This window comes from Pseudothauera nasutitermitis, from assembly GCF_004801295.1.
GTDB lineage: Bacteria > Pseudomonadota > Gammaproteobacteria > Burkholderiales > Rhodocyclaceae > Pseudothauera > Pseudothauera nasutitermitis.
Map to the genome: position 1 here is coordinate 1 of NZ_SSOC01000008.1, position 21996 is coordinate 21996.

The 21996-nt window shown below is 69.4% G+C and carries 15 protein-coding genes and 1 other RNA gene; 7 read left to right on the plus strand and 9 right to left on the minus strand.

Features of this window, described 5'->3' with window-relative positions; translation table 11 throughout:
• Nucleotides 1-1161, minus strand: a 1161-nt coding sequence (gene dnaX / locus E6C76_RS19175) for a DNA polymerase III subunit gamma/tau (RefSeq protein WP_136349872.1), incomplete at its 3' end; no start/stop codon positions are given.
• Nucleotides 1162-1457: 296 nt separating this feature from the next.
• Between dnaX and katG the strand changes: the two genes are divergently transcribed.
• From katG to E6C76_RS19195, 4 genes are all read left to right on the plus strand, one after another.
• Entirely contained in the window at nucleotides 1458-3650 is a 2193-nt protein-coding gene (katG, locus tag E6C76_RS19180; RefSeq protein ID WP_136349873.1) for a catalase/peroxidase HPI, read from the plus strand.
• Nucleotides 3651-3808: 158 nt separating this feature from the next.
• On the plus strand, nucleotides 3809-5029 hold the full coding sequence (gene cfa / locus E6C76_RS19185; RefSeq protein ID WP_136349874.1) for a cyclopropane fatty acyl phospholipid synthase: 1221 nt from the start codon (nucleotides 3809-3811) through the stop codon (nucleotides 5027-5029).
• Nucleotides 5030-5152: 123 nt separating this feature from the next.
• On the plus strand, nucleotides 5153-6040 hold the full coding sequence (locus tag E6C76_RS19190; RefSeq protein WP_136349875.1) for a ZIP family metal transporter: 888 nt from the start codon (nucleotides 5153-5155) through the stop codon (nucleotides 6038-6040).
• Nucleotides 6041-6377: 337 nt separating this feature from the next.
• Nucleotides 6378-8588, plus strand: coding sequence for a TonB-dependent hemoglobin/transferrin/lactoferrin family receptor (locus E6C76_RS19195; protein ID WP_136349876.1), 2211 nt, complete (start codon nucleotides 6378-6380; stop codon nucleotides 8586-8588).
• An 84-nt stretch (nucleotides 8589-8672) separates the two neighbouring features.
• On the opposite strand, the gene ffs is transcribed toward E6C76_RS19195, so the two are convergent.
• Nucleotides 8673-8771, minus strand: an RNA gene (gene ffs / locus E6C76_RS19200) — signal recognition particle sRNA small type.
• 94 nt (nucleotides 8772-8865) lie between these two features.
• Between ffs and E6C76_RS19205 the strand changes: the two genes are divergently transcribed.
• The 3 genes from E6C76_RS19205 to E6C76_RS22510 all read left to right on the plus strand — a co-directional run bounded on the left by E6C76_RS19205 (nucleotide 8866) and on the right by E6C76_RS22510 (nucleotide 11668).
• Complete coding sequence (locus tag E6C76_RS19205) at nucleotides 8866-9687, plus strand: nitroreductase family protein (RefSeq protein WP_136349877.1); 822 nt, start codon at nucleotides 8866-8868, stop codon at nucleotides 9685-9687.
• Between the two features lie 35 nt (nucleotides 9688-9722).
• Nucleotides 9723-11132: a TonB-dependent receptor gene (locus E6C76_RS19210; RefSeq protein WP_136350039.1), complete on the plus strand. Its 1410-nt coding sequence runs from the start codon at nucleotides 9723-9725 to the stop codon at nucleotides 11130-11132.
• Between the two features lie 146 nt (nucleotides 11133-11278).
• A complete protein-coding gene (locus E6C76_RS22510) occupies nucleotides 11279-11668 on the plus strand; it encodes a hypothetical protein (protein WP_230976332.1) in 390 nt (129 codons plus the stop codon).
• 127 nt (nucleotides 11669-11795) lie between these two features.
• On the opposite strand, the gene E6C76_RS19220 is transcribed toward E6C76_RS22510, so the two are convergent.
• The 7 genes from E6C76_RS19220 to E6C76_RS19250 all read right to left on the minus strand — a co-directional run bounded on the left by E6C76_RS19220 (nucleotide 11796) and on the right by E6C76_RS19250 (nucleotide 21994).
• Complete coding sequence (locus E6C76_RS19220) at nucleotides 11796-12650, minus strand: tellurite resistance TerB family protein (protein WP_136349878.1); 855 nt, start codon at nucleotides 12648-12650, stop codon at nucleotides 11796-11798.
• A gap of 126 nt (nucleotides 12651-12776) precedes the next feature.
• Nucleotides 12777-13175: an NUDIX hydrolase gene (locus tag E6C76_RS19225; RefSeq protein ID WP_136349879.1), complete on the minus strand. Its 399-nt coding sequence runs from the start codon at nucleotides 13173-13175 to the stop codon at nucleotides 12777-12779.
• A 58-nt stretch (nucleotides 13176-13233) separates the two neighbouring features.
• Nucleotides 13234-17430, minus strand: a complete 4197-nt coding sequence (locus tag E6C76_RS19230) for a bifunctional nitrate reductase/sulfite reductase flavoprotein subunit alpha (RefSeq protein ID WP_136349880.1) — start codon at nucleotides 17428-17430, stop codon at nucleotides 13234-13236.
• Nucleotides 17431-17450: 20 nt separating this feature from the next.
• Nucleotides 17451-17831: a nitrite reductase small subunit NirD gene (nirD, locus tag E6C76_RS19235; protein ID WP_136349881.1), complete on the minus strand. Its 381-nt coding sequence runs from the start codon at nucleotides 17829-17831 to the stop codon at nucleotides 17451-17453.
• An 11-nt stretch (nucleotides 17832-17842) separates the two neighbouring features.
• Nucleotides 17843-20413 carry a nitrite reductase large subunit NirB gene (gene nirB / locus E6C76_RS19240; protein ID WP_136349882.1) on the minus strand — a complete coding sequence of 857 codons (2571 nt, stop codon included), beginning with the start codon at nucleotides 20411-20413 and terminating at the stop codon, nucleotides 17843-17845.
• A gap of 11 nt (nucleotides 20414-20424) precedes the next feature.
• On the minus strand, nucleotides 20425-21186 hold the full coding sequence (gene cobA / locus E6C76_RS19245) for a uroporphyrinogen-III C-methyltransferase (protein WP_136349883.1): 762 nt from the start codon (nucleotides 21184-21186) through the stop codon (nucleotides 20425-20427).
• Nucleotides 21187-21202: 16 nt separating this feature from the next.
• Nucleotides 21203-21994, minus strand: coding sequence for an ABC transporter ATP-binding protein (locus E6C76_RS19250; protein WP_136349884.1), 792 nt, complete (start codon nucleotides 21992-21994; stop codon nucleotides 21203-21205).
• Nucleotides 21995-21996: the final 2 nt, after the last annotated feature.

A 21996-nucleotide genomic window follows, 5' to 3' on the forward strand; every position in this document is an offset into this window, starting at 1 on the left:
CGCCTCGCCGGCCGGCAGCGCGCGGGCGCGCGAGGCGCCGCCTCCGCCGCCGCCCAGCGGTCCGCCGAGCGGCGCAGGCATTTCCGGGCGGAAGGCGAACAGGCGCAGCAGGGTCATCGTGAAGCCGGCCTGCTCGTCGGGCGCCAGGGCCAGTTCGTCGCGCCCGTGGATGGCGATCTGATAGGCCAGTTGCAGGTATTCTGCGTCGAAGGCGTCGGCGTACGGCTGCAGGCGGGCGCGTTCGGCCTCGTCGGCGATCGCGCCCGGGGCGAACTGCAGCACCGCCACGCGATGCAGCAGCGCGGACAGGGCCTGCAGCGCGGCATCGAAGGACAGGCTGCGCGTGGCCATGTTGTCGGCCACCGCCAGCAGGGCCTCCACGTCGTTGGCGTGCAGCGCGTCGAACACCGCGTAGAGGTGGTCGTCGCCCACCGTGCCGAGCATGTGGGTGACCTGCTCTTCCTCCACCTTGCCGGCGCCGTGGGCGATGGCCTGGTCGAGCAGCGACAGCGCGTCGCGCATCGAACCGCTGGCGGCCTTGGCCAGATGGCGCAGCGCGGGCGCCTCGAAGGGCACCGCCTCGGCCTGCAGGATGCGGGTGAGGTGGTCGACGATGTGGCCGGGCGGCATTTGCTTGAGGTTGAACTGCAGGCAGCGCGACAACACGGTCACCGGAATCTTCTGCGGATCGGTGGTGGCCAGGATGAACTTGACGTGTTCGGGCGGCTCTTCCAGGGTCTTCAGCATGGCGTTGAAGGCGTGCCCGGTGAGCATGTGCACTTCGTCGATCATGTAGACCTTGTAGCGCCCCTGGGTGGGCGCATACACCGCCTTGTCGAGCAGCGCGGCCATGTCGTCCACGCCGCGGTTGGAGGCGGCGTCCATCTCGACGTAGTCGGGGAAGCGGTCGGCGTCGATGGCCCGGCAGGCGGCGCATTCGCCACAGGGTTCGGCGGTGACGCCGGTCTCGCAGTTGAGCGCCTTGGCAAGGATGCGGCTGATGGTAGTCTTGCCCACCCCGCGCGTGCCGGTGAACAGCCAGGCGTGGTGCAGCCGCCCGGTGGCCAGCGCGTGGGAAAGCGCCCGGACGACGTGCTCCTGGCCGACCAGCGTGCCGAAGGATTTCGGCCGCCACTTGCGCGCGAGTACCTGATAGCTCATGGTGGGCGATTCTAACAGAGGGGGGCATCGGCCCGCGTGATCGGCCGGAATGAAGCGATAGTCAAAAACAATCTATCAAATTTGATCAATCCATTTGAACTATCGAAAAGGATTGCCTATTGTTCACTCACCGGCCAGATTTGATCCGGTCCGCATACAGGGAGCAGAGGATGAACGAGCCCGTATCCGTCTATGCCCAGCTTTTCGAGCTGCTCTGTACCGTCTGTGCCGACTTCGCCCAGACGGTCTGAGTGGTCCAGGTTCTGAAGGCAGGAACACCACCAAGGAGGAAACCCATGACCACCGAAGCCAAGTGCCCCTTCCACAACACCACCGCCGGCGGCGGCACGACCAACAAGGACTGGTGGCCGAACCAGCTGCGCGTCGACCTGCTCAGCCAGCATTCGTCCAAGTCCGATCCGCTGGGTGAGAAGTTCGACTACCGCAAGGAATTCGGCAAGCTCGACTACGAGGCGCTGAAGAAGGACCTGCGCGCGCTGATGACCGACTCGCAGGACTGGTGGCCGGCCGACTTCGGCCACTACGGCCCGCAGTTCATCCGCATGGCCTGGCACGCCGCCGGCACCTACCGCACCGGCGACGGGCGCGGCGGCGCCGGGCGCGGGCAGCAGCGCTTCGCCCCGCTCAACAGTTGGCCGGACAACGTCAACATCGACAAATCGCGCCGCCTGTTGTGGCCGATCAAGCAGAAGTACGGCCAGAAGATCTCCTGGGCCGACCTGCTGATCCTCACCGGCAACGTCGCGCTGGAGACCATGGGCTTCCGCACCTTCGGCTTCGCCGCCGGCCGCGAGGACGTCTGGGAACCGGACGAGGACGTGTACTGGGGCAACGAGAAGGCCTGGCTGGCGCCCAGCAACAACCCCGACAGCCGCTACTCCGGCGAGCGCGACCTGGAAAACCCGCTGGCCGCCGTGCAGATGGGCCTGATCTACGTGAACCCGGAAGGCCCGGACGGCAACCCCGACCCGCTGGCCGCTGCCAAGGACATCCGCGAGACCTTCGCCCGCATGGCGATGGACGACGAGGAAACCGTGGCGCTGATCGCCGGCGGCCACACCTTCGGCAAGACCCACGGCGCCGGCCCGGCCGACCACGTCGGCGCGGACCCCGAGAGCGCGCCGCTGGAAGCGCAGGGCCTGGGCTGGTTCAGCAGCTACGGCAGCGGCAAGGCGGGCGACGCGATCACCTCCGGCCTGGAAGTGACCTGGACGCGCACCCCGGCGCAATGGAGCAACGACTTCTTCGAGATCCTCTTCAAGTACGACTGGGAACTCACCAAGTCGCCGGCCGGCGCGCACCAGTGGGTCGCCAAGGATGCCGGCGAGATCATCCCGGACGCGCACGATCCGTCCAAGAAGCGCCTGCCGACCATGCTCACCACCGACCTGTCGCTGCGCTTCGATCCGGTCTACGAGAAGATCTCGCGCCGCTTCCTGGACAACCCGCAGGCCTTCGCCGAAGCCTTCGCGCGCGCCTGGTTCAAGCTCACCCACCGCGACCTGGGGCCGAAGTCGCGCTACCTCGGCCCGGAAGTGCCGCGTGAAGACCTGATCTGGCAGGACCCGCTGCCCGCCGTCGATCACCCGCTGATCGATGCCCAGGACGCCGCCGAGCTCAAGGCGAAGATCCTCGCCAGCGGGCTGAGCGTGGCCGAACTGGTCGGCACCGCCTGGGCCTCGGCCTCCACCTTCCGCGGCGGCGACAAGCGCGGCGGCGCAAACGGCGCGCGCATCCGCCTCGCCCCGCAGAAGGACTGGGAGGCCAACCAGCCCGAGCAACTGGCCAAGGTGCTGAAGGCGCTCGGACGCATCCAGCTCGAGTTCAACCTGGACGCGGACGGCGGCAAGAAGGTCTCGCTGGCCGATCTGATCGTGCTGGCCGGCAACGCCGGTGTGGAGCAGGCTGCCAAGGCCGCCGGCTTCGACGTCGCGGTGCCGTTCGCCCCGGGGCGCACCGATGCCTCGCAGGCGCAGACCGACCTGGAGTCCTTCGCCGTGCTCGAACCGATCGCCGACGGCTTCCGTAACTACCAGAAGGGCCGCTACACGGTGCCCGCCGAAGCCCTGCTGATCGACAAGGCGCAACTGCTCACGCTCACCGCGCCGGAGATGACGGCGTTGATCGGCGGCCTGCGCGCGATCAACATCAACACCGGCGGCAGCACGCACGGCGTGTTCACCGACCGGCCGGGCGCGCTGACCAACGACTTCTTCGTCCATCTGCTCGACATGGGCACGGAGTGGAAGGCGGTCTCGGACGCCCAGGACGTGTTCGAAGGGCGCGACCGCAAGACCGGCGAGGTCAAATGGACCGGCACCCGCGTCGATCTGGTGTTCGGCTCCAACTCGGTGCTGCGCGCGCTGGCCGAGGTCTACGCCAGTGCCGACGCCAAGCAGAAGCTCGTGCAGGACTTCGTCGCGGCCTGGACCAAGGTGATGAACCTGGACCGCTTCGATCTCGCATGACCCCGGAGGCACGCCCCGTGGCCGGCGGCCACGGGGCGTGCCCTCCGACCGAACTGGTTGTCGTTTGTCGCAGCCGCTGGCGGGGCGCATCGCCCCCCAGCGGCTTGCAAGCTCCGGCCCGCCGTGGCCTCTCACCTGCAGCAGGAAAGAGGAAAGCGATGGAACAGGCAAGCTCCGCAAACCACACCCCGCAACGCCGCGCAGCCCGGGCGGCCCCCGCCCAACGGCCCGGTCCCGGCAAGCCGCGCCGCGGCAGCCACAACGCGCTCAAGGCAATGGCCGACCTGCTCGCCGAGGCCGACGTCGAGGTCAACGGCGAGCGCCCGTGGGATCTCACCATCCACCACCCGCAGACCGCCGAGCGCATCCTCGGCGCCGGCAGCCTCGGCCTGGGCGAGAGCTACATGGACGGCTGGTGGGACTGCGAGCAGCTGGACGAATTCATCGCCCGCGTGCTGCGCGCCCGCCTGGATGAACGCGTCGGCAACACCGCCCTGCTGGTCCAGGGCCTGCGCGCCCGCCTGCTCAATCTGCAGAACCGCAAGCGCGCCTGGCGCGTCGGCGAGGTGCATTACGACACCGGCAACGATTTCTTCGAGGCCATGCTCGACCCTTCCATGGCCTACACCTGCGGCTACTGGAAGGACGCCGGCACGCTGGCCGAGGCGCAGACCGCCAAGCTCGAACTGATCTGCCGCAAGCTCGGTCTGCGCCCCGGCATGCGCCTGCTCGACATCGGCTGCGGCTGGGGCAGCCTGATGAAGCACGCCGCCGAGCACCACGGCGTGTCCTGCGTCGGCCTGACCATCTCGCGCGAGCAGGCCGAACTGGGCCGCGCGCGCTGCGCCGGCCTGCCGGTGGAGTTCCGCCTGGAGGATTACCGCCAGTTCGGCGCCGGAGGCGAAGAACGCTTCGACCGTGTGGCCTCCATCGGCATGTTCGAGCACGTCGGCCACAAGAACCACCGCCAGTTCTTCCAGGTCGCCCGCCGCTGCCTGGCGGACGACGGCCTGTTCCTGCTGCACACCATCGGCAAGAACCGGCGCGGCACGCCCACCGACCCGTGGATCGACCGCTACATCTTCCCCAATGGCGACCTGCCCGCGCTCGGCCAGATCGCCGACGCCAGCGAATCCACCTTCGTCGTCGAGGACGTGCACAACTTCGGTGCCGACTACGACCACACGCTGATGGCCTGGCACGCCAACTTCGAGGCCGCCTGGCCGCGCTTCGCCGCCATCTACGGCGAACGCTTCCGGCGCATGTGGCGCTACTACCTGCTGGCCTGCGCCGGCACCTTCCGCGCGCGCAGCAACCAGCTCTGGCAAGTGATGCTCTCGCCGTACGGCGCCCGGGGCGGCTACCGGCGGCCCGAATGATCAATTTTGTTTTTGACTATCGAAACATTTGAATCATTCAATTTGAACTATCATAAATCCGGCACCATCATGAACACATCGGGGCCGCTCGCCTGCCCGTGTCTGTTCAACCGGAGATCGACCATGGTCACACGCATCGCCCGCCTGCACCTCCAGCCCGCCAGCCCGGCCGGCCTCGCCCGCGCCGTGGCCGGCTGGGGCATCGCCGTGCTCGGCCTGGTCCTGCTGGCCCTGCGTGCCGCCGATGCCCTCCCCGCCTTCGAAGGCCCGCTGCGCGACGCAGCCAGCGGCGGCGCCATGGCTGCCCTGGCCACCGCGCTGGGCGCCCTGCCGGTGCTGGTCACCCGGCGCATCGGCGCGGGCGTGCAAGGCATGCTGCTCGGCTTCGGCGCCGGGGTAATGCTCGCCGCCAGCGTGTTCTCGCTGCTGCTGCCCGGCTTCGACGCGGCCCAGGCGCTCGGCGCCACCCGCAACGCCGCCGTGTTCACCGTGGCCGCCGCCCTGCTCGCCGGCGCGCTCGCCCTGCTCGCGCTCGACCGCACGCTGCCGCACAGCCATGCGCCGGACGGCCAGCGCTCGGCCAAGGCAGTGTGGCTGTTCGTGTTCGCCATCGCCGTGCACAACATCCCGGAAGGCCTCGCCATCGGCGTGTCCGCCGGCGAAACGAGCGGCAACGCGGTGGCCACCGGCATCTCGCTGCAGAACGTGCCGGAAGGGCTGATCGTCGCCATCGCCCTGGTCGCCGCCGGCTACCGCCGCCTGTTCGCCTTCGCGGTGGCCGCGCTCTCCGGTCTGGTGGAACCGGCGGCCGCGCTGGTTGGCTCGGCGGCGGTCACCCAGTCGGCCGCACTGCTGCCCTGGGGCCTGGGCGCGGCGGCCGGCGCGATGCTCTTCGTGGTCAGCCACGAGATCATTCCCGAGTCGCACCGGCGCGGGCATGAGACGCTGGCCACCGGCGGACTGGTCGCCGGCTTCGTGGGCATGATGCTGATGGACAGCCTGCTGGCCTGAACCGCTTTCCCCAAGTCCGGAGAGCCCCAGCCGAAACCCGGCTGACGCCGGCGCCCTCATCGGGGTGGCGGCCGCCGTGTCCGCGCATTCCGCCGCCGGACGGATGGCCGCCCCGCCCCTCCCGTCCCCATGCAGCCCCGCAGCCGTCCGGCAATCTCGGACAGGCGTCCACCCGGGCCGCGCGTGACTTGCCGGATACGCTGCCCGCCCGGACGCATAGCCCCCACATGGGAATGAACATTAAGACAAATTAATCTGATTATCATTCTCAACAATATAAGATTTTGCTCTTGAGGCAGGTCCTCCGACCTCGACATCTTCCTCAGGAGCAACCCATATGCCCCAGCTTTCCAAGGCCCCCTGGCTCGGCTTCCTGCTGCTCGGCCCCTCCCTGGCGCTGGCCGAAGCCGCCCCGGTCACACTGCAAGACATCGAAGTCACCGCCACCGTGGACGCGGCCGGCCCGCCCACCACCACCACCAGCACCGATGCGGAGACGCTGGAGAAGCGCTTCATCCGCAGCTTCGAGGACCTGGGCCGCCGCGCCGAGCCCGGCGTGAACTTCGACCGCGACAGCCAGAGCATCAATATCCGCGGTCTCGACCGCGATCGCGTGCACACCACCATCGACGGCATCCGCGTGCCCTGGCTGAACGACTCCATCCGCGGCGTGTCGGGCGGGCTCGACGCCGTCGATTTCCACAGCTTGTCGGCGGTCGACATCGTTCGCGGCGCCAATTCCAGCCAGGCCGGCTCGGGCGCGCTCGGCGGAAGCGTCCGCCTGTACACCCTCGACCCCGAGGATCTGCTGAGCGGCGACAGGAAATTCGGCAGCCTGATCAAGGGCGACTACGACAGCGCCGACAAGAGCCGGGGACTGAATGCGGCGCTCGCCGGGCGTTTCAATGACACCACGTGGCTGTTCCAGCTCGGCCTGCGCACCGGCCACGAACTGGAAACCCGCGGCAGCGTGGGCGGCTATGGCAACCTGCGCACCGAGGCGCTGCCCGCCGACCTGGACCAGCGCAGCGCGCTGTTCAAGCTCCGCCAGCGGCTGGCGGGCGGGCACCGCCTGGGACTGACCGCCGAACTGTTCGAGCGCGAGCAGGACATCGACAACCGCATCAACCAAGGCACGGTGAATACGACTTCGCCCCAATACGCCCTGGGCCAGAACACCTCGAGGGAAAGCAACGAGCGCAAGCGCGTGTCCATCGATCACCTCTACCAGGCTCCGGACGGCGACGCGTTGGTGGACAGCGCCGAAACGATCCTCTATTGGCAGAAGGTTCGCCGCGAGGACCGCCAGCGCGCCTACCGCCTGGGTACCGTGGCCGGTCCATTCGGACGGACCAACGAAATCGAGAAGACCCAGTACGGGATCACCTCCACGCTATCGAAGAAACGCGCCAACCACGGTCTGTCCGCTGGCATCGAATGGAGCCGCAGCACCACCGAGCAATACAGCGCCGGCTACGACAGTTGCCCGAAACCGCTGCTGCCGCCCCCCGCCACCCCGTTCGGCCTGTACTACTCCTGCCTGAACCTGCACACCAACCAGGCCGAGATGCCGAAGACGCCGGGCACCTCGTGGGCGCTCTTCCTGAAGGACGAGATCGCGCTGAACGACGCCCTGTCCCTGACCCCCGGACTGCGCTACGACAGCTACCGCTTCGACCCCCGGCGCACCAGCGACTACGGGCAGAACGACAATCCCAGCATCCTCAAGGACAACGAGGATTCCAAGCTGTCGGGCAGCCTGCTGCTCACCTGGCGGGTCAATCCGCGGGCAACCCTGTACGCCCAATGGGCACAAGGCTTCAAGGCGCCGGACGCCAACGAGTTGTACACCACCTTCATCAACACCGGGGTGGGCTACGCCCAGATGGGCAATCCCAACCTGAAGCCGGAGGAAAGCACCGGCTATGAAATCGGCGCGCGCCTGGGCGACGAAAAGCTCGGCGGCTCGCTGAGCCTGTTCGACAACCGCTACAGGCACTTCATCGACACCATCGCCGCGAACCCGGAGGACTACGGGCTCTCGCCGGGCGATTTCGCCTACGGCGTAGGCGCGCTGGGCAACCGCGACAAGGTACGCATCTACGGCGCAGAGGCCGCGGCGCACTGGGCATTCATGCCGCACTGGCGGCTCTGGGGGTCGCTCGCGTGGGCCGTCGGCAAGGATCGTGGCACGAAGCAGCACCTCAATTCCATCGCCCCGCTCACCGGCATCGTCGGCCTCGGCTATGCGCGCGACCATTACGGCGCCGATCTGCTGCTGACCGCCGCCAGGGCACGCAACAAGGTGGAAGACGATGCCGTGGACTTCAAGACGCCCGGCTACGGCGTGGTCGACCTGACCGGCTACTGGCAGCCTCCGGCACTGAAAGGCGTCCGCCTGCAGGCCGGTCTGTTCAATCTGTTCGACAAGAAATACTGGAATGCGCTGAACGTGCCCGATGGCAGCACGGTCGGCACACCCCAGCCCGACGACTACTACAGCGAACCCGGCCGCAGTTTCCGCATCGCGCTTTCCTGGCGGTACTGAACGCCGCGCCGCGCACCGGAAGCGGTCCGCAGAAAATGGAAACGCCGGATGCTCATACAGGGCATCCGGCGTTTGCGCATCCGGGGTGGCGAGCCTGACCCCCGGCACTTGCAGGGAACGGCTGTGGCTGCTGCCTTCCGGCCCTGACCAGGTTCACCGCGCTGCAATGCGGGGAGACCCGCCACGGCCGGCATTGTAGCAGTACCAGCCCGGCGGCGCATCGACGGGCGTCGCGGCCTATACTTGGCCTTTTCCCGTTTTCCTGCACGGAGCCCGGATGAACGCGCAAGCCCGCCTGAACGCCCGCTACGGCAACGACACCCTGCCCGCCCCGGCCGCCTGGACGCCGGTGATCGACCACCTGCTCGGCCACCGTTCGGTACGCCACTACCTGCCCGACGCGGTCTCCAACGAACAACTCGCTGCCATCGTCGCCGCCGCGCAGTCGGCGGCCACCTCGTCCAACCTGCAGACCTGGAGCGTGATCGCCGTGCGCGACGCCGGCACCCGCGCGGCGCTCGCCGAATGCGCCGGCGGCCAGGCGCACGTGCGCGAGGCCCCGCTGCAACTGGTGTGGCTGGCCGACCTGGCGCGCCTGGCCCACATCGCCGACCGCGCCGGCCGGCCGCGCGAAGGGCTGGAATATCTGGAGATGTTCGTGCTGGCCGCCATCGATGCCGCGCTGGCCGCGCAGAACGCGCTGGCCGCGGCCGAATCCCTGGGGCTGGCCGGCTGCTACATCGGCGGCCTGCGCAACCAGCCCGAACGCGTGGCCGAACTGCTTGGCCTGCCGCCGCGCGTGTTCGCCGTGTTCGGCATGACGCTGGGCAGCGAAGATCCGGCCAGGCCGGCGGCGGTGAAGCCGCGCCTTCCGCAGGAGGTGGTGCTGCATCAGGAGCGCTACCGCCCGGTGGCCGAACAGCAGCCCGGCATCGACGCCTACGACGCAGCCATGGCGGCCTTCTACGCCGCGCAGGGCATGAACGTGCACGGCACCTGGGGCGTGCATTCGGTCAAGCGCGTCGCCGACGGCCAGGCGCTCACCGGCCGCGACCGGCTCGCCGAGGCGCTGCACGCGCTGGGCTTCGGCCTCAGGTAAGCCTCCCCACGTTCACGCCCATGGAACCGAAGACGATGCGCACCCGCGACAACTCGCTGACCACCGACCAGAAAGCCCTGCAGATCAATCTGGACAAGTTCAAGTACGGCTCCATCGTGGAGATCGGCGCCGGCCAGGAGGTGGCGCGCCGCTTCTTCCAGGTGGGCGCGGCCGCCGGCACCGTCGCCAAGACCATGTCGGCCTACGACATGGCGGTCAGCGACGCCATCTACGGCCACGCCGACCGCTACGTGGGGCGCACGCGGCTGATGCAGATGCTCGACAAGGAATTCGCCCAGGTGGTCGAACGCCTCACCGATCTGCGCCCCAGGAACACCACCTTCTTCGCCTATGCCGCCACGGTGACCGCGCGCAGCTACAAGCAGCAGAACGAATGCCACGGCTGGATCGGCATCCGCCTGCAACTGCACCCCGGCGCTGCGCCCAGCGACGTGATTCTGCACGTGCGCATGCTCGATGCCACCAACGCGCAGCAGTCGGAAGCCCTCGGCATTCTCGGCGTGAACCTGATCCACGGCGCGTTCTTCCAGCACGGCCGGCCGGAATGGATCGTCGAGGGCCTGGCCGACGGCCTCGGCTCGGACCGCATCGAGGTGGACCTGATCCACTTCGCCGGCCCTTATTTCGAGGACGTGGAAAACCGCCTGATGAACCTGCACCTGATCCGCAGCTGGCTGACCCGCGCGGTGGTGTTCGACCCCAACGGCCAGGTGGTGGTGCCCGGCGAGCTGTTCTACCGCAAGCCGGTGCTGGTCATGCGCGGCAGTTTCAACCCGCTCACCCGCGTCACCCTGGACATGCTGCAGGCCGGCCAGCAACGCTTCGCCAGCCTGCAGGGCGTCGAGGAAGACCGGCTGGTCTCGCTGGCCGAGATCACCATGAACACCCTGTCGAGCGGCGGCGAGCCGAACGACGCCGACGTGCTCGCGCGCATCGACCTGCTCGCCTCGCAGGGCTGTACGGTGATGATTTCCGACTACGTGCGCTTCTTCCGCCTGCGCGCCTACCTGCGGCGCTACACCCAGCAACCCATCGGCATCGTGCTGTCGGTGCGCGATTTCGACTTCCTGTTCGACGAGAAGTATTACGAGGGGCTGGAGGGCGGCATCCTGGAAGCCTTCGGCAAGCTGTTCCCGGACAACACCCACGTCTATGTCTACCCGTCGCGCCCGGCCACCGGCGCGCCGCTAGTCACCCTGGACAACGTGCAGGTGCCCGCGCACCTGCGCCACCTGCTCGCCCACCTTGTAGACAACGACAAGCTGGTGTCCATCGACCCGCTGGACGAGGCGCATCTGCACATCGACGCCAACCACGTGCTGGCCGAACTGCGCCGCGGCCGCGGCGGATGGGAGCGCGAGGTGCCGGACGAAGTCGCCCGGCTGATCGTCGAGCGCCGCCTGCTCGGCTTCGACGGCGCCTGAACAGGCCCGCCCGCACGGGCATGCGCCACACCGGCCACGCACGGCGGCTCGCAGGCCTTGGTCATTCGACGTATCATCCGCATGACATCCCACCTTCGATGTCCGGCGGACCGTCCGCCGCCATGCCTCGTTCCAGGACCGCATCGATGACCCTGATCGATTACTTCCGTCGCCTCGGCCAGCCGCCCCGCCGCAAGGCGAGCGAATCGACGCTGCTCGGCGCCACCCCGCGCCGCCGCCGCAAACCGGCCGCGCTGGATGGCTCCACGCTCTATCAGTTCAAGAAGGATGTGCTGCTGACCATGGGCATGCTCAATCGTGGTGTACGGCACCAGGATTGCGAAGTGCTCAAGCGTCAGATGATCTTCATCCAGACCCAGCTCTTCCATGCCGTCTACAACGACCCGAGCGTGCCCGAGGACACCCGGGAGATGTTGATGCAATACCACCTGAAGAGCGTCAAGGCCACCCTCGAAGACCGCCGCCACGGACGTCTGCGCGAAATCGTGCAGGCGCCGCGCTCGCCGGCTCGCTGAGCACCAGCCGTCAGGGGCGGCCCGTGGCCGCGTCCTCTTCCAGCAGTTCGGCGTCCTTGTGCCGGTAGACCGGGCTGCAGCAGCACAGGATGTGCAACCCGGCACCCCGGCCCGGCAAACGCGGCGCTCAGATTGTCGGCGCGCCGGTCAGCTGGTGCAGGCGCGCGACGGTGGCCGCATCCAGCCCCAACCCTGCCGCCAGCCGGCGCAGGTAGTCGACTTCCGCCGGGGTATCGACGTCGATCGCCAGCAGGGAGGCGCCATACACCTGCGCGGCCACTTCCACGCCCGGCACGTCGCGGATCAGCCCCTGCAGATCCAGCGGTTTGCGCAGTTCCGTGAGCAGGAACTGCTTTTCCTCCGCGCTCACCCCGTCGTCGTCGATCTTGCCGACGATGCGCTGGATTTCCGCTTCATCCACCGTGCCGTCGGCCTTCGCGGCGGACAGCATGGCGCGCAGCACCAGGCGCTCGGTCTCCGGCGCGGTGAGCGCCGCCAACTCGGCCTGCGTGGGCGCCGCCGCGCCGCCGACCAGCCCGGCTGCCGGGGCGCGCTGGCCGTTCCAGTTCTTCAGCGCCGCCATGGCGAGCGAGGCCAGGATGGCCATGCCCGCGCCGCCCAGCGCATTCCCGCCGCCGCGCTGCGCATTCTGGCCGCCGCCCAGCATGCCGCCGAGCAGATCGCCGAGGCCGCCTTTGGCCGCGCCCTGCCCCGCCGCGCCACCGAGCACACTCCCGAGCAGATCGCCCAATCCGCCCCCGGCCCTGGCGGCGGACGGCTTGCCGAGCATGCCGCCGAGCACATCCCCCAGACCGCCGCCGGCGCGTCCGCCGCCCTGGCCCTGCAGCACGGCGCCGAGCACGTCGGCCAGCCCCGGCATCGCCCCCAGTCCCTGCGCACCCATGCTGTGCTGCAGACGCTCGCGGCTCTGGCCGGCCATGCCTTGCTGCAGGATTTGTCCGATCAGGTTTCCGAAACTCATGGCATGCCTCCGCGCTGGTGAAGGCATCCATTCTATCGGCGCCGCCCGCGCCCCTTTCGGCACTTCGACGCAGCGCGGGTTACTTTGTGTAAAACGGCCCGGCCTGCGTCGATGCCGCGGACACGCTCAGCGGCACAGGGCCAGGAAATGGTTGCGAGTCAGCGGGGCCAGCACCAGATGGTCGGCCGCGCGCGGATCGACCCAGCGGACCTCCTCGATTTCCGCGTCCGCCGCCACCGGCGCATCCGTCACCAGACGGAAGGTTTCGGCGACCACCGAATACCCCGGTTCGTTGGCGGCGGCCTCCACGTAGCGGCCCAGATACGCCAGCTCGGCGGGCTCGACGGCCAGGCCGAGTTCCTCCGCCAGTTCCCGGCACAGCGCATCGGCGGCCTGCTCGCCGGCCTCCAGCTTGCCGCCCGGCTGCATGAAGGCCCGCGTTCCGCGCTTCCTGACCAGCAGGGCCTGGCCATCGGAACGGGTAATCACGGCAACGGCGATGTGGAAGACCTTATCGGGATTCACGGGCGGCCACCTGGGCGGGAAAGTGGAAGGCGCAAGGGTACTTCACCCGGCTCCAGGTTCAATACACGTCGCGTACATAGCGTTTGTCGCGGCCCAGTTGCGCCACATAGTCGGCGGCGGCCTCGGCGTTCAGGCCGCCGTGCGCCTGCGCCACCTCGCGCAGGGCCGCATCCACGTCCTTGGCCATGCGACCGGCGTCGCCGCAGACGTAGAAGTGGGCGCCGTCCTGCAGCCAGGCCCACAGCCGGGCGCCGTGTTCGCGCATGCGGTCCTGCACGTAGAGCTTTTCCGCCTGGTCGCGCGAGAAGGCCAAGCTGAGTTCGGTGAGCAGGCCGTCCTGGTGCATGCCTTGCAGTTCGTCGCGGTAGTAGAAATCGGTGGCGGCGTGCTGCTCGCCGAAGAACAGCCAGTTGCGCCCGCGGTCGCCGCGCGCCCGGCGCTCGTGCAGGAAGGCGCGGAACGGCGCCACGCCGGTGCCGGGGCCGACCATGATCATCGGCGTGTCCGCGCCCTGCGGCGGGCGGAAATGGGCGGAGCGTTGCACGAAGATGGGCACGTCGATGCCGTCGGCGCGGTCAGCCAGGAAGGTCGAGCACACCCCGCCCCGGCGGCGCCCCTGATGCGCGTAGCGCAGCACCGAGACGGTCAGGTGCACTTCGTCGGGCTGCGCCCTGGGGCTGGACGAGATCGAGTACAGCCGGGGTTGCAGGCGCTTGAGCGCGCCGACCCATTCCTGCGCGCCGACGCGGAGGGGGAATTCGTGCAGCAGGTCGGCGATCTGGCGGCCCCACAGCCAGGCCTTGAGTTCCTGGGCGCGGTCGGGGGCGAGCAGTCCGGCCAGGGATTCGGCACCGCAACGCGCGTGGACGAAGGCGAGCAGTTCGGGGGTGATGCGGGTGATGTCCTGATGGCGCAGCAGGGCCTCGGAGATCGCCATCTCCCCCAGGCCGTCGAGCGTGACCGGGGCGGACGGCGGCAGTTTCAGGGCATCCAGCATTTCGGCCACCCCTTGCGGGCAATTGGCCGGCCATACGCCCAGGGCGTCGCCGGCTTCGTAGCGCAGGCCGGTGTCCTTCAGGTCGAAGACGAACTGGCGGGTTTCCTTGCCGGCGCCCTCGCCGTTGAGCAGCCGGTTGGCCAGCAGACGGGTGCGCAGCGGGCGCTGCCGTGAGTGGGATAAATGCGGGGCCGGCGCCGCGTCCTGTCCGATGTAGGCCGGGCCGCCCTCGCCCGCCGCCACACCGATGAGTTCGGGTCGCGCCACGGCGGAGCGGGCCACGCCGTGCGCCGCCAGGGCTGAGACGAGCGCCGCCAGCCACGCCGAGGCGGCCTGGCGGTAGTCGGGCTCGCAATCGACGCGGGGCAGCAGGCGTTGCGCGCCCAAGGCTGCCAGCCGGGCGTCGAGCCGGCGGCCGAAGCCGCAGAACTGGTCGTAGCTGGTGTCACCGAAGGCAAGCACGGCATACGGGCAGGCCACCAGCCGGGCGGCGGCTTCGCCTTGCAGGGCCTGCCAGAAGGCCGCGCCGTTGTCCGGCGGGTCACCGTCGCCGAAGGTGCTGGCGATCAGCAGCAGGGGCGCTGCGGCGGGGAGGTCCTCCAGCTTGCAGGCATCCATGCCTTGCAGGTTCACCGTCCAGCCCTGCGCGCGCAACTGCTGCGCGCATTCGCCAGCGAAGCCTTCGGCATTGCCGGTCTGCGAGGCCCACAGCAGCGTGAGCGCGCGCGCGTTGGTGGCCTGCGCAGTGACCTGCATGATGGCCGGCGCGGCTGCCTCCACCGGCCCAGCAGTACGCGAGAACAGCCCGGCCAGCATGCCGTCGACCAGCATCCGCTTGGCCGGTGCCAAGGGCGCCTGGACCGGCAGGACGGGCACGCCGTCCGCCTTGCGCGCTTCCTCGCTGCGCAGGCCGGTCAGGAAGCCGCGCAGGTAGAGCCGTTCGTGCTCGTCCAATGCGGGCGCTTCGACGGGGTCCAGGCCGAGCAGGCGGGCCAGTGCGTCGATCTGCATGATGTGCTGCTCCCTTGCGTGGCGGGCCGCCGGTGCGGCGGCCGAGGTGACCGCGGGTGCCTCGGGTTCCTTGATTTCCTGCGCGGCGGATTCGGGCGGGCCGACCCGGCACAGGGCCACGGCGCAGAATTTCAGTTCGGGTTGTTGCGAGAGTGCATCGACGGCGTCGCTGGTCACCGCGTTGATCGCCAGATCGTCGCCATGCACGTCGTTCCAGTGGAAGGGCGCGAAGCAGTTGCCCGCGCGCACGCGCTCGCTGAGCCGCGCCGGCAGCACGGCGCGGCCGCGGCGCGAGCGCACCTCGACGCGGTCCCGCTCGCGGATGCCCAGCGCCGCGGCGTCCTCGGGATGGATGTCGACGAAGGGGCCGGGGTTGAGCTTGTTCAGCGTGGGAATCTTGCCGGTCTTGGTGAGCGTGTGCCACTGGTGCTGTACCCGGCCGGTGTTGAGCACGAAGGGGAAATCGGCATCGGGCAGTTCGGCCGGCTCGGCATGCGGGCGGGCGAAGAACACACCCCGGCCGCTGGGCGTGGCGAAGACGATGCGCGGGGGGCTGCCGTCGTCCGCCGGTCCGAACGGCTGGCGTGCGCCGTCGTTGAGGTAGCGGATCGGGTGGCGGTCTGCTCCGTCATCCGGCGCACAGGGCCATTGCAGCGGGGTTTCGCGCAGGCGCGCATGGCTGGCGCCGCGCAGGTCGTAGCCGGTCTTGGGGTTCCAGAAACGCTTGATCTCTTCGAAGACCTCCGCCGCGCTGGCGTAGTCGAAGCCTTCCGCATAGCCCATCTCGCAGGCCACGCGGGCGATGATCTGCCAGTCCGGCAGGGCCTGGCCGGGCGGGTCGACGGCCTGCTGCATCAGCATCAGATTGCGCTCGGAGTTGATCATCACGCCTTCGGCCTCGGCCCACAGCGCGCCGGGCAGCAGGATGTCGGCGTAGCGGTTGGTCTCGGTATCCAGGAAGGCATCCTGGGTGATGACCAGTTCGGCGCGTTGCAGGCCGGCGATGACGTTCCGGCGGTTGGCGACCGAGGCCACCGGGTTGGTGCAGATGATCCAGCAGGCCTTGATGTCGCCGGCCGCCATGCGCTCGAACATCGCCACCGTGCCGCCAAGCTGGCGGGTGTGCAGGGTGCCGCGCGGCACGCCCCAAGCGTCCTCGACGAAGTGGCGGTCTTCCTCCACCAGCACGCTGCGCTGGCCGGGCAGGCCGGGGCCCATGTAGCCCATCTCGCGCCCGCCCATGGCGTTGGGCTGGCCGGTGAGGGAGAACGGCCCGCTGCCCGGCTGGCAGATCGCCCCGGTGGCCAGGTGCAGGTTGCACAGGGCGTTGGTGTGCCAGGTGCCGTGGGTGCTCTGGTTGAGGCCCATGGTCCAGCAGCTCATCCATGCGCCGGCCTCGCCGATCCACTGCGCGGCCTGGCGGATCTGTCCTTCCGGGAGGCCGGTGAGGGCGCTGACCCTGTCGGGTGCGTAGTCCGCCAGGAAGGCCGGCATGGCTTCCCAGCCTTCGGTGTACCGGGCGATGAAATCCGCGTCGGTGTGGCCGTTGGCGTGCAGCAGGTGCAGCAGGCCGTTGAGCAGGGCGAGGTCGGTGCCCGGTTTGATCTGCAGGAACAGGTCGGCCTTGTCGGCGGTGGCGCTGCGGCGCGGGTCCACCACGATCAGCCGGGCGCCGGCCTTGACCCGGTCCATCATGCGCAGGAACAGGATGGGGTGGCAGTCCGCCATGTTGGCGCCGATGACGAAGAACACCTCGGCGCGGTCGAAGTCCTGGTACGAGCCGGGCGGTCCGTCCGAGCCCAGCGAGAGCTTGTAGCCGCTGCCCGCGCTGGCCATGCACAGGCGCGAGTTGGACTCGATCTGGTTGGTGCCGAGGTAGCCCTTGGCCAGCTTGTTGGCGAGGTATTGCGCTTCCAGCGACATCTGCCCGGAGACGTACAGCGAGATCGCGTCCGGGCCGTGCGCGTCGAGGATGGCGCGCAGGCGCCGGGCGGTCTGCGTGATGGCCGCATCCATGTCGACGCGCACCGGCTCCTGCTGGCGATCGGCGCGCAGAAAGGCGGATTCCATGCGCCCGGCGTCGCGCAGGGCCTGGGCGCTGGTGCTGCCCTTGGTGCACAGCCGGCCGAAGTTGGCGGGGTGGGCCTTGGTGCCCGTCACCTTCACCACCCGCTCGCCCTCCACGTGCAGGGTCATGCCGCAGCCGACGCCGCAGTAGGGGCAGACGGTGTCGACTTCGCGGGTCATGGCCGTGCGCGCCGCCGGATTCAGCAGTGCAGCCACACCAGGCCGTCGCGCGCGGCCACCGCGTAGGTGGCGAGCGGCGTGCCGGGGTCTTCCAGGCAGACTCCGTCGCGCAGCCGGTAGTGGTGCTTGTAGATCGGCGAGGCCACCACCGGCTCGCCGCCCAGGTCGCCGACGATGCCGCGCGAGAGCACGTTGGCGCCGCTGTGCGGGTCGTGGTTGTCGAGGGCGTACAGGCTGCCGTCCGCGAGGCGGAACACCGCCACCTGCCGGCCGTCGAGCAGCACGCACACGCCGGTGTCGGGCCAGATGTCGTCCAGCGCGCAGACCGGCTGCCAGGCGCCGGCCCCGGCGCTGACTTCGACGGATTCCATGACGGCCGCGCTTGCGCTTCTTGCATTCATCGCGGGCTCCTTCAGACGGTTTCGGGGACCACCGCGATGCCCTTGAAGCGCATCTGCTTCTCGGCCGCGGTGGCGGGGCGGATCTGCCCGCGTTCGGGGACGAAGACGACGTTGTCGTCGCCCGCGTCGCTGTTCACGAAGGTGCGCAGGCGCTTGCGCGCCGCCGGGTCGTCCAGCGCGGCCCGCCATTCGCAGGCGTAGCTGTCCACCACCTGGGCCATGGCGGCTTCCAGCTCCGCCGCAATGCCCAGGCGGTCGTCCAGCACCACGGCCTTCAGGTAGTCCAGCCCGCCTTCCAGGTTGTCGCGCCAGGTGCTGGTGCGTTGCAGGCGGTCGGCGGTGCGGATGTAGAACATCAGGAAGCGGTCGATCAGGCGCACCAGCGTGGCTTCGTCGAGATCGGCGGCCAGCAGTTCGGCGTGGCGCGGCTTCATGCCGCCGTTGCCGCACACGTAGAGATTCCAGCCGCGCTCGGTGGCGATCACGCCGACGTCCTTGCCCTGCGCCTCGGCGCATTCGCGCGTGCACCCGGACACGCCGAACTTGATCTTGTGCGGCGCGCGCAGGCCCTTGTAGCGGTGCTCCAGGCGGATCGCCATGCCCACCGAGTCCTGCACGCCGTAGCGGCACCAGGTGGAGCCGACGCAGGATTTCACCGTGCGCAGCGACTTGCCGTAGGCATGGCCGGATTCGAAGCCGGCAGCGATCAGTTCGCCCCAGATCCGCGGCAGTTCATGCGCCTGCGCGCCGAACAGGTCGATGCGCTGGCCGCCGGTGATCTTGGTATACAGGCCGTAGCGTTTGGCCACCTCGCCGATGGCGATGAGCTTGTCCGGGGTGATCTCGCCGCCGGGGATGCGCGGCACCACCGAATAGGTGCCGTCCTTCTGGATGTTGCCGAGGAAGTAGTCATTGCTGTCCTGCAGCGGCGCGTGTTCGGGTTTGAGCACGAAGTCGTTCCAGCAACTGGCGAGGATGTTGGCCACCGTGGGCTTGCACACATCGCAGCCGCGCCCCCGGCCGTGGCGGGCGAGCAGTTCGGCGAAGCTGCGGAGGCCTTCCACGCGCACCAGGTGATACAGCTCCTGGCGCGAATGGGCGAAGTGTTCGCACAGGTGGTTGTTCACCGCCACGCCCTGGCGCGCCAGTTCGGCCTTGAGCACCTGGGTGACGAGCGGCACGCAGCCGCCGCAGGAGGTGCCCGCGCGGGTAGCGGCCTTGAGTTCGCCGATGGTGTGGGCGCCGCCTTCGATGGCCGCGCACAACTGGCCCTTGCTGACGTTGTTGCACGAGCACAGCACCGCGCCGTCGGGCAGCGCATCCACGCCCAGCGCGGGTTTGGCCATGCCGTCCGGCGCGGGCAGGATGAGCTGCTCGGGCGCCTCGGGCAGTTCGAGGCCGTTCAGCATCATCTGCAACAGCGTGCCGTACTCGGCGGCGTCGCCCACCAGCACCGCGCCCAGCAGGCGCTTGCCGTCCGCGCTGACCACCAGCTTCTTGTAGACCTGCTTGAGTTCGTCGGTGAACACGCAGGCCCGCGCGCCCGCCGTGCGGCCCTGGGCATCGCCGATGCTGGCCACGTCCACGCCCATCAGCTTGAGCTTGGTGCTCAGGTCGGCCCCGGAGAAGGACACCCCGGCACTGCCGGCAAGGTGCGCGGCGGCCACCCGCGCCATGTCGTAGCCGGGCGCCACCAGGCCGAACACCTGGCCGTTCCACGACGCGCATTCGCCGATGGCGTAGATGTCCGCATCGCTGCTGCGGCAGTGGCCGTCGATCGCCACCCCGCCGCGCGGGCCGATGGCGAGCAGGCACTGGCGCGCCAGTTCGTCGCGCGCGCGGATGCCGGCGGAGAACACGATCATGTCGGTTTCCAGCCAGCTGCCGTCGGCGAACACCATGCGGTGGCGCGCGGTGGCGCCGTCGGTGATGTCCACGGTGTTGCGCTCGGTGTGCACCTGCACGCCGAGTTCCTCGATCTTGCTGCGCAGGATTCGGCCGCCGCCTTCGTCCACCTGCACCACCATCAGGCGCGGGGCGAATTCCACCACGTGCGTGCGCAGCCCCATGTCGCGCAGCGCCTTGGCGCATTCCAGCCCCAGCAGGCCGCCGCCCACCACCACGCCGCTGGCCGAAGTGGCGCCGCTGGCCTGCATGGCTTCGAGATCCTCGATGGTGCGATAGACGTGGCAGCCCGGCCGGTCGCTGCCCGGCACCGGCGGCACGAAGGGATAGGAGCCGGTGGCCAGCACCAGCTTGTCGTAGGCCAGCACCTCGCCGTCGGCGAGCTGGAGGGTATTCCTGCGCCGCTCGATGCCGGCGACACGCGCGTTCAGGCGCAGCGTGAGGCCGGGGCGCTGGTAGAAGCCCGGCTCGACCAGCGACAGGTCTTCGGCGCTGCTGCCGGAGAAGAAGCTGGACAGGTGCACGCGGTCGTAGGCCGGGCGCGGCTCCTCGCCGAGCACGGTGAGTTCGATGCCGGCGGCCGGCAGGTCGGAATGCACGGCCAGCAGTTCCTGCACGAAGCGGTGGCCGACCATGCCGTTGCCGACCACGACGATGTGTTGTTTGCGGGTGGACATGTGCGTCTCCTTCAGGCGGCCAGCGCCTGGTCGGCGGGCGGAATCAGCGATTGCGCACAGGCCAGCGCCGCCACCTCCCCCACCACGATGATCACCGGCGCGGCCAGCCCCTCGGCGGCCACGCGCGCCGGCAGATCGGCCAGGCGCGCACGCACCTCGCGCTGCACGGCCAGCGTGCCGGAGGCGATGGCCGCCGCCGGGGTGTCCGCCGGCAGGCCGGCGGCGATCAGCCGCGCGGCGATGTTGAGCAGGCGCGCCAGCCCCATGTAGATCACCAGCGTGGTGCCGCCGCGCGCCAGTGCCGCCCAGTCCGGCTCGCCGCAGCCTTCCCCGGCGGTGCCGGTGACCAGGGTGACGCCGTGGGCGTGGGCGCGGTGGGTCACCGGGATGCCGGCGGCGGCGGGCACCGCGATGCCGGCGGTGAGGCCGGGCACCACTTCGGCCCGCAGCCCGGCGGCGGCCAACGCCTCGACCTCCTCCGCGCCACGGCCGAACACGAAGGGGTCGCCGCCCTTCAGGCGCACCACGGTGCGCCCGCGCCGGGCGTAGCGTGCCATCAGGCGGTGGATGAAGCCCTGCGGGGTAGAGGCCCGCCCGCCGCGCTTGCCGACCTTGAGCACGCGCGCTGCGGGGCGCACCAGGGCGAGAATTTCGGCGGACACCAGATCGTCGGCCAGCACGATCTCGGCCTCGTCGGCGAGGATGCGCGCCGCGCGCAGGGTGAGCAGGTCCGCGGCGCCCGGTCCGGCGCCGATCAGGTAGATCTTCGACATGGGGTTCTCCGGAGCGCTAGGCCGCCACGCGCAGTTGTTTCTGGTAGAGGAATTCCATCAACGCCGCGCGGCATTCGCCGAACTGCGGGTCGTGGGCCAGGGCGAGACGGTCGCGCGGGCGTTCGAGCCTAACCTCCAGGATTTCACCGATGGTCGCCGCCGGGCCGTTGGTGAGCATCACCACGCGGTCGGACAGCAGCACCGCCTCATCCACGTCGTGGGTCACCATGACCATGGTGGCCCGGGTAGCGGCGAGGATCTTCATCAACTCATCCTGCAAATTGGCGCGGGTGAGCGCGTCGAGCGCGCCGAAGGGCTCGTCCATCAGCAGGATGCGCGGCTGCATCGACAAGGCACGGGCGATGCCCACGCGCTGCTTCATGCCGCCGGAAATCTCGTGCGGGTACTTGCTCTCGGCATGGGTGAGGCCCACCAGCGCCAGCGCCTCGCGGGTGCGCTCCTTGAGGCGCACCTTGGGCTCCTTGGCGGAAAACACGCGCTCCACCGCCAGATACACGTTGTCGAAGCAGGTCAGCCAGGGCAGCAGGGAATGGTTCTGGAACACCACCGCGCGCTCCGGGCCGGGGCCGGCGATCTCGCGGCCGTCGCACAGCAGCACGCCGCCGGTGGGCCGGGTGAGGCCGGCGATGAGGTTGAGCAGCGTGGATTTGCCGCAGCCGGAATGGCCGATCAGCGCGATGCTCTCGCCTTCGAAAATATCCAGGTGGATGTCGCGCAGCGCGGTGAAGCGGCCCTTCTTGGTCTCGAAGGTCTGCCCGACACTCTCGATCTGTACGATCTTCTTCATGA

Excerpts from the sequence above, each read along its gene's own strand:
- katG (WP_136349873.1), top strand. The coding sequence starts at position 1,458 with ATGACCACCGAAGCCAAGTGCCCCTTCCACAACACCACCGCCGGCGGC.
- cfa (WP_136349874.1), top strand. The coding sequence starts at position 3,809 with ATGGAACAGGCAAGCTCCGCAAACCACACCCCGCAACGCCGCGCAGCC.
- E6C76_RS19190 (WP_136349875.1), top strand. The coding sequence starts at position 5,153 with ATGGTCACACGCATCGCCCGCCTGCACCTCCAGCCCGCCAGCCCGGCC.
- E6C76_RS19195 (WP_136349876.1), top strand. The coding sequence starts at position 6,378 with ATGCCCCAGCTTTCCAAGGCCCCCTGGCTCGGCTTCCTGCTGCTCGGC.
- E6C76_RS19205 (WP_136349877.1), top strand. The coding sequence starts at position 8,866 with ATGAACGCGCAAGCCCGCCTGAACGCCCGCTACGGCAACGACACCCTG.
- E6C76_RS19210 (WP_136350039.1), top strand. The coding sequence starts at position 9,723 with ATGCGCACCCGCGACAACTCGCTGACCACCGACCAGAAAGCCCTGCAG.
- E6C76_RS22510 (WP_230976332.1), top strand. The coding sequence starts at position 11,279 with ATGACCCTGATCGATTACTTCCGTCGCCTCGGCCAGCCGCCCCGCCGC.
- E6C76_RS19220 (WP_136349878.1), bottom strand. The coding sequence starts at position 12,650 with ATGAGTTTCGGAAACCTGATCGGACAAATCCTGCAGCAAGGCATGGCC.
- E6C76_RS19230 (WP_136349880.1), bottom strand. The coding sequence starts at position 17,430 with ATGACCCGCGAAGTCGACACCGTCTGCCCCTACTGCGGCGTCGGCTGC.
- nirD (WP_136349881.1), bottom strand. The coding sequence starts at position 17,831 with ATGAATGCAAGAAGCGCAAGCGCGGCCGTCATGGAATCCGTCGAAGTC.
- nirB (WP_136349882.1), bottom strand. The coding sequence starts at position 20,413 with ATGTCCACCCGCAAACAACACATCGTCGTGGTCGGCAACGGCATGGTC.
- cobA (WP_136349883.1), bottom strand. The coding sequence starts at position 21,186 with ATGTCGAAGATCTACCTGATCGGCGCCGGACCGGGCGCCGCGGACCTG.
- E6C76_RS19250 (WP_136349884.1), bottom strand. The coding sequence starts at position 21,994 with ATGAAGAAGATCGTACAGATCGAGAGTGTCGGGCAGACCTTCGAGACC.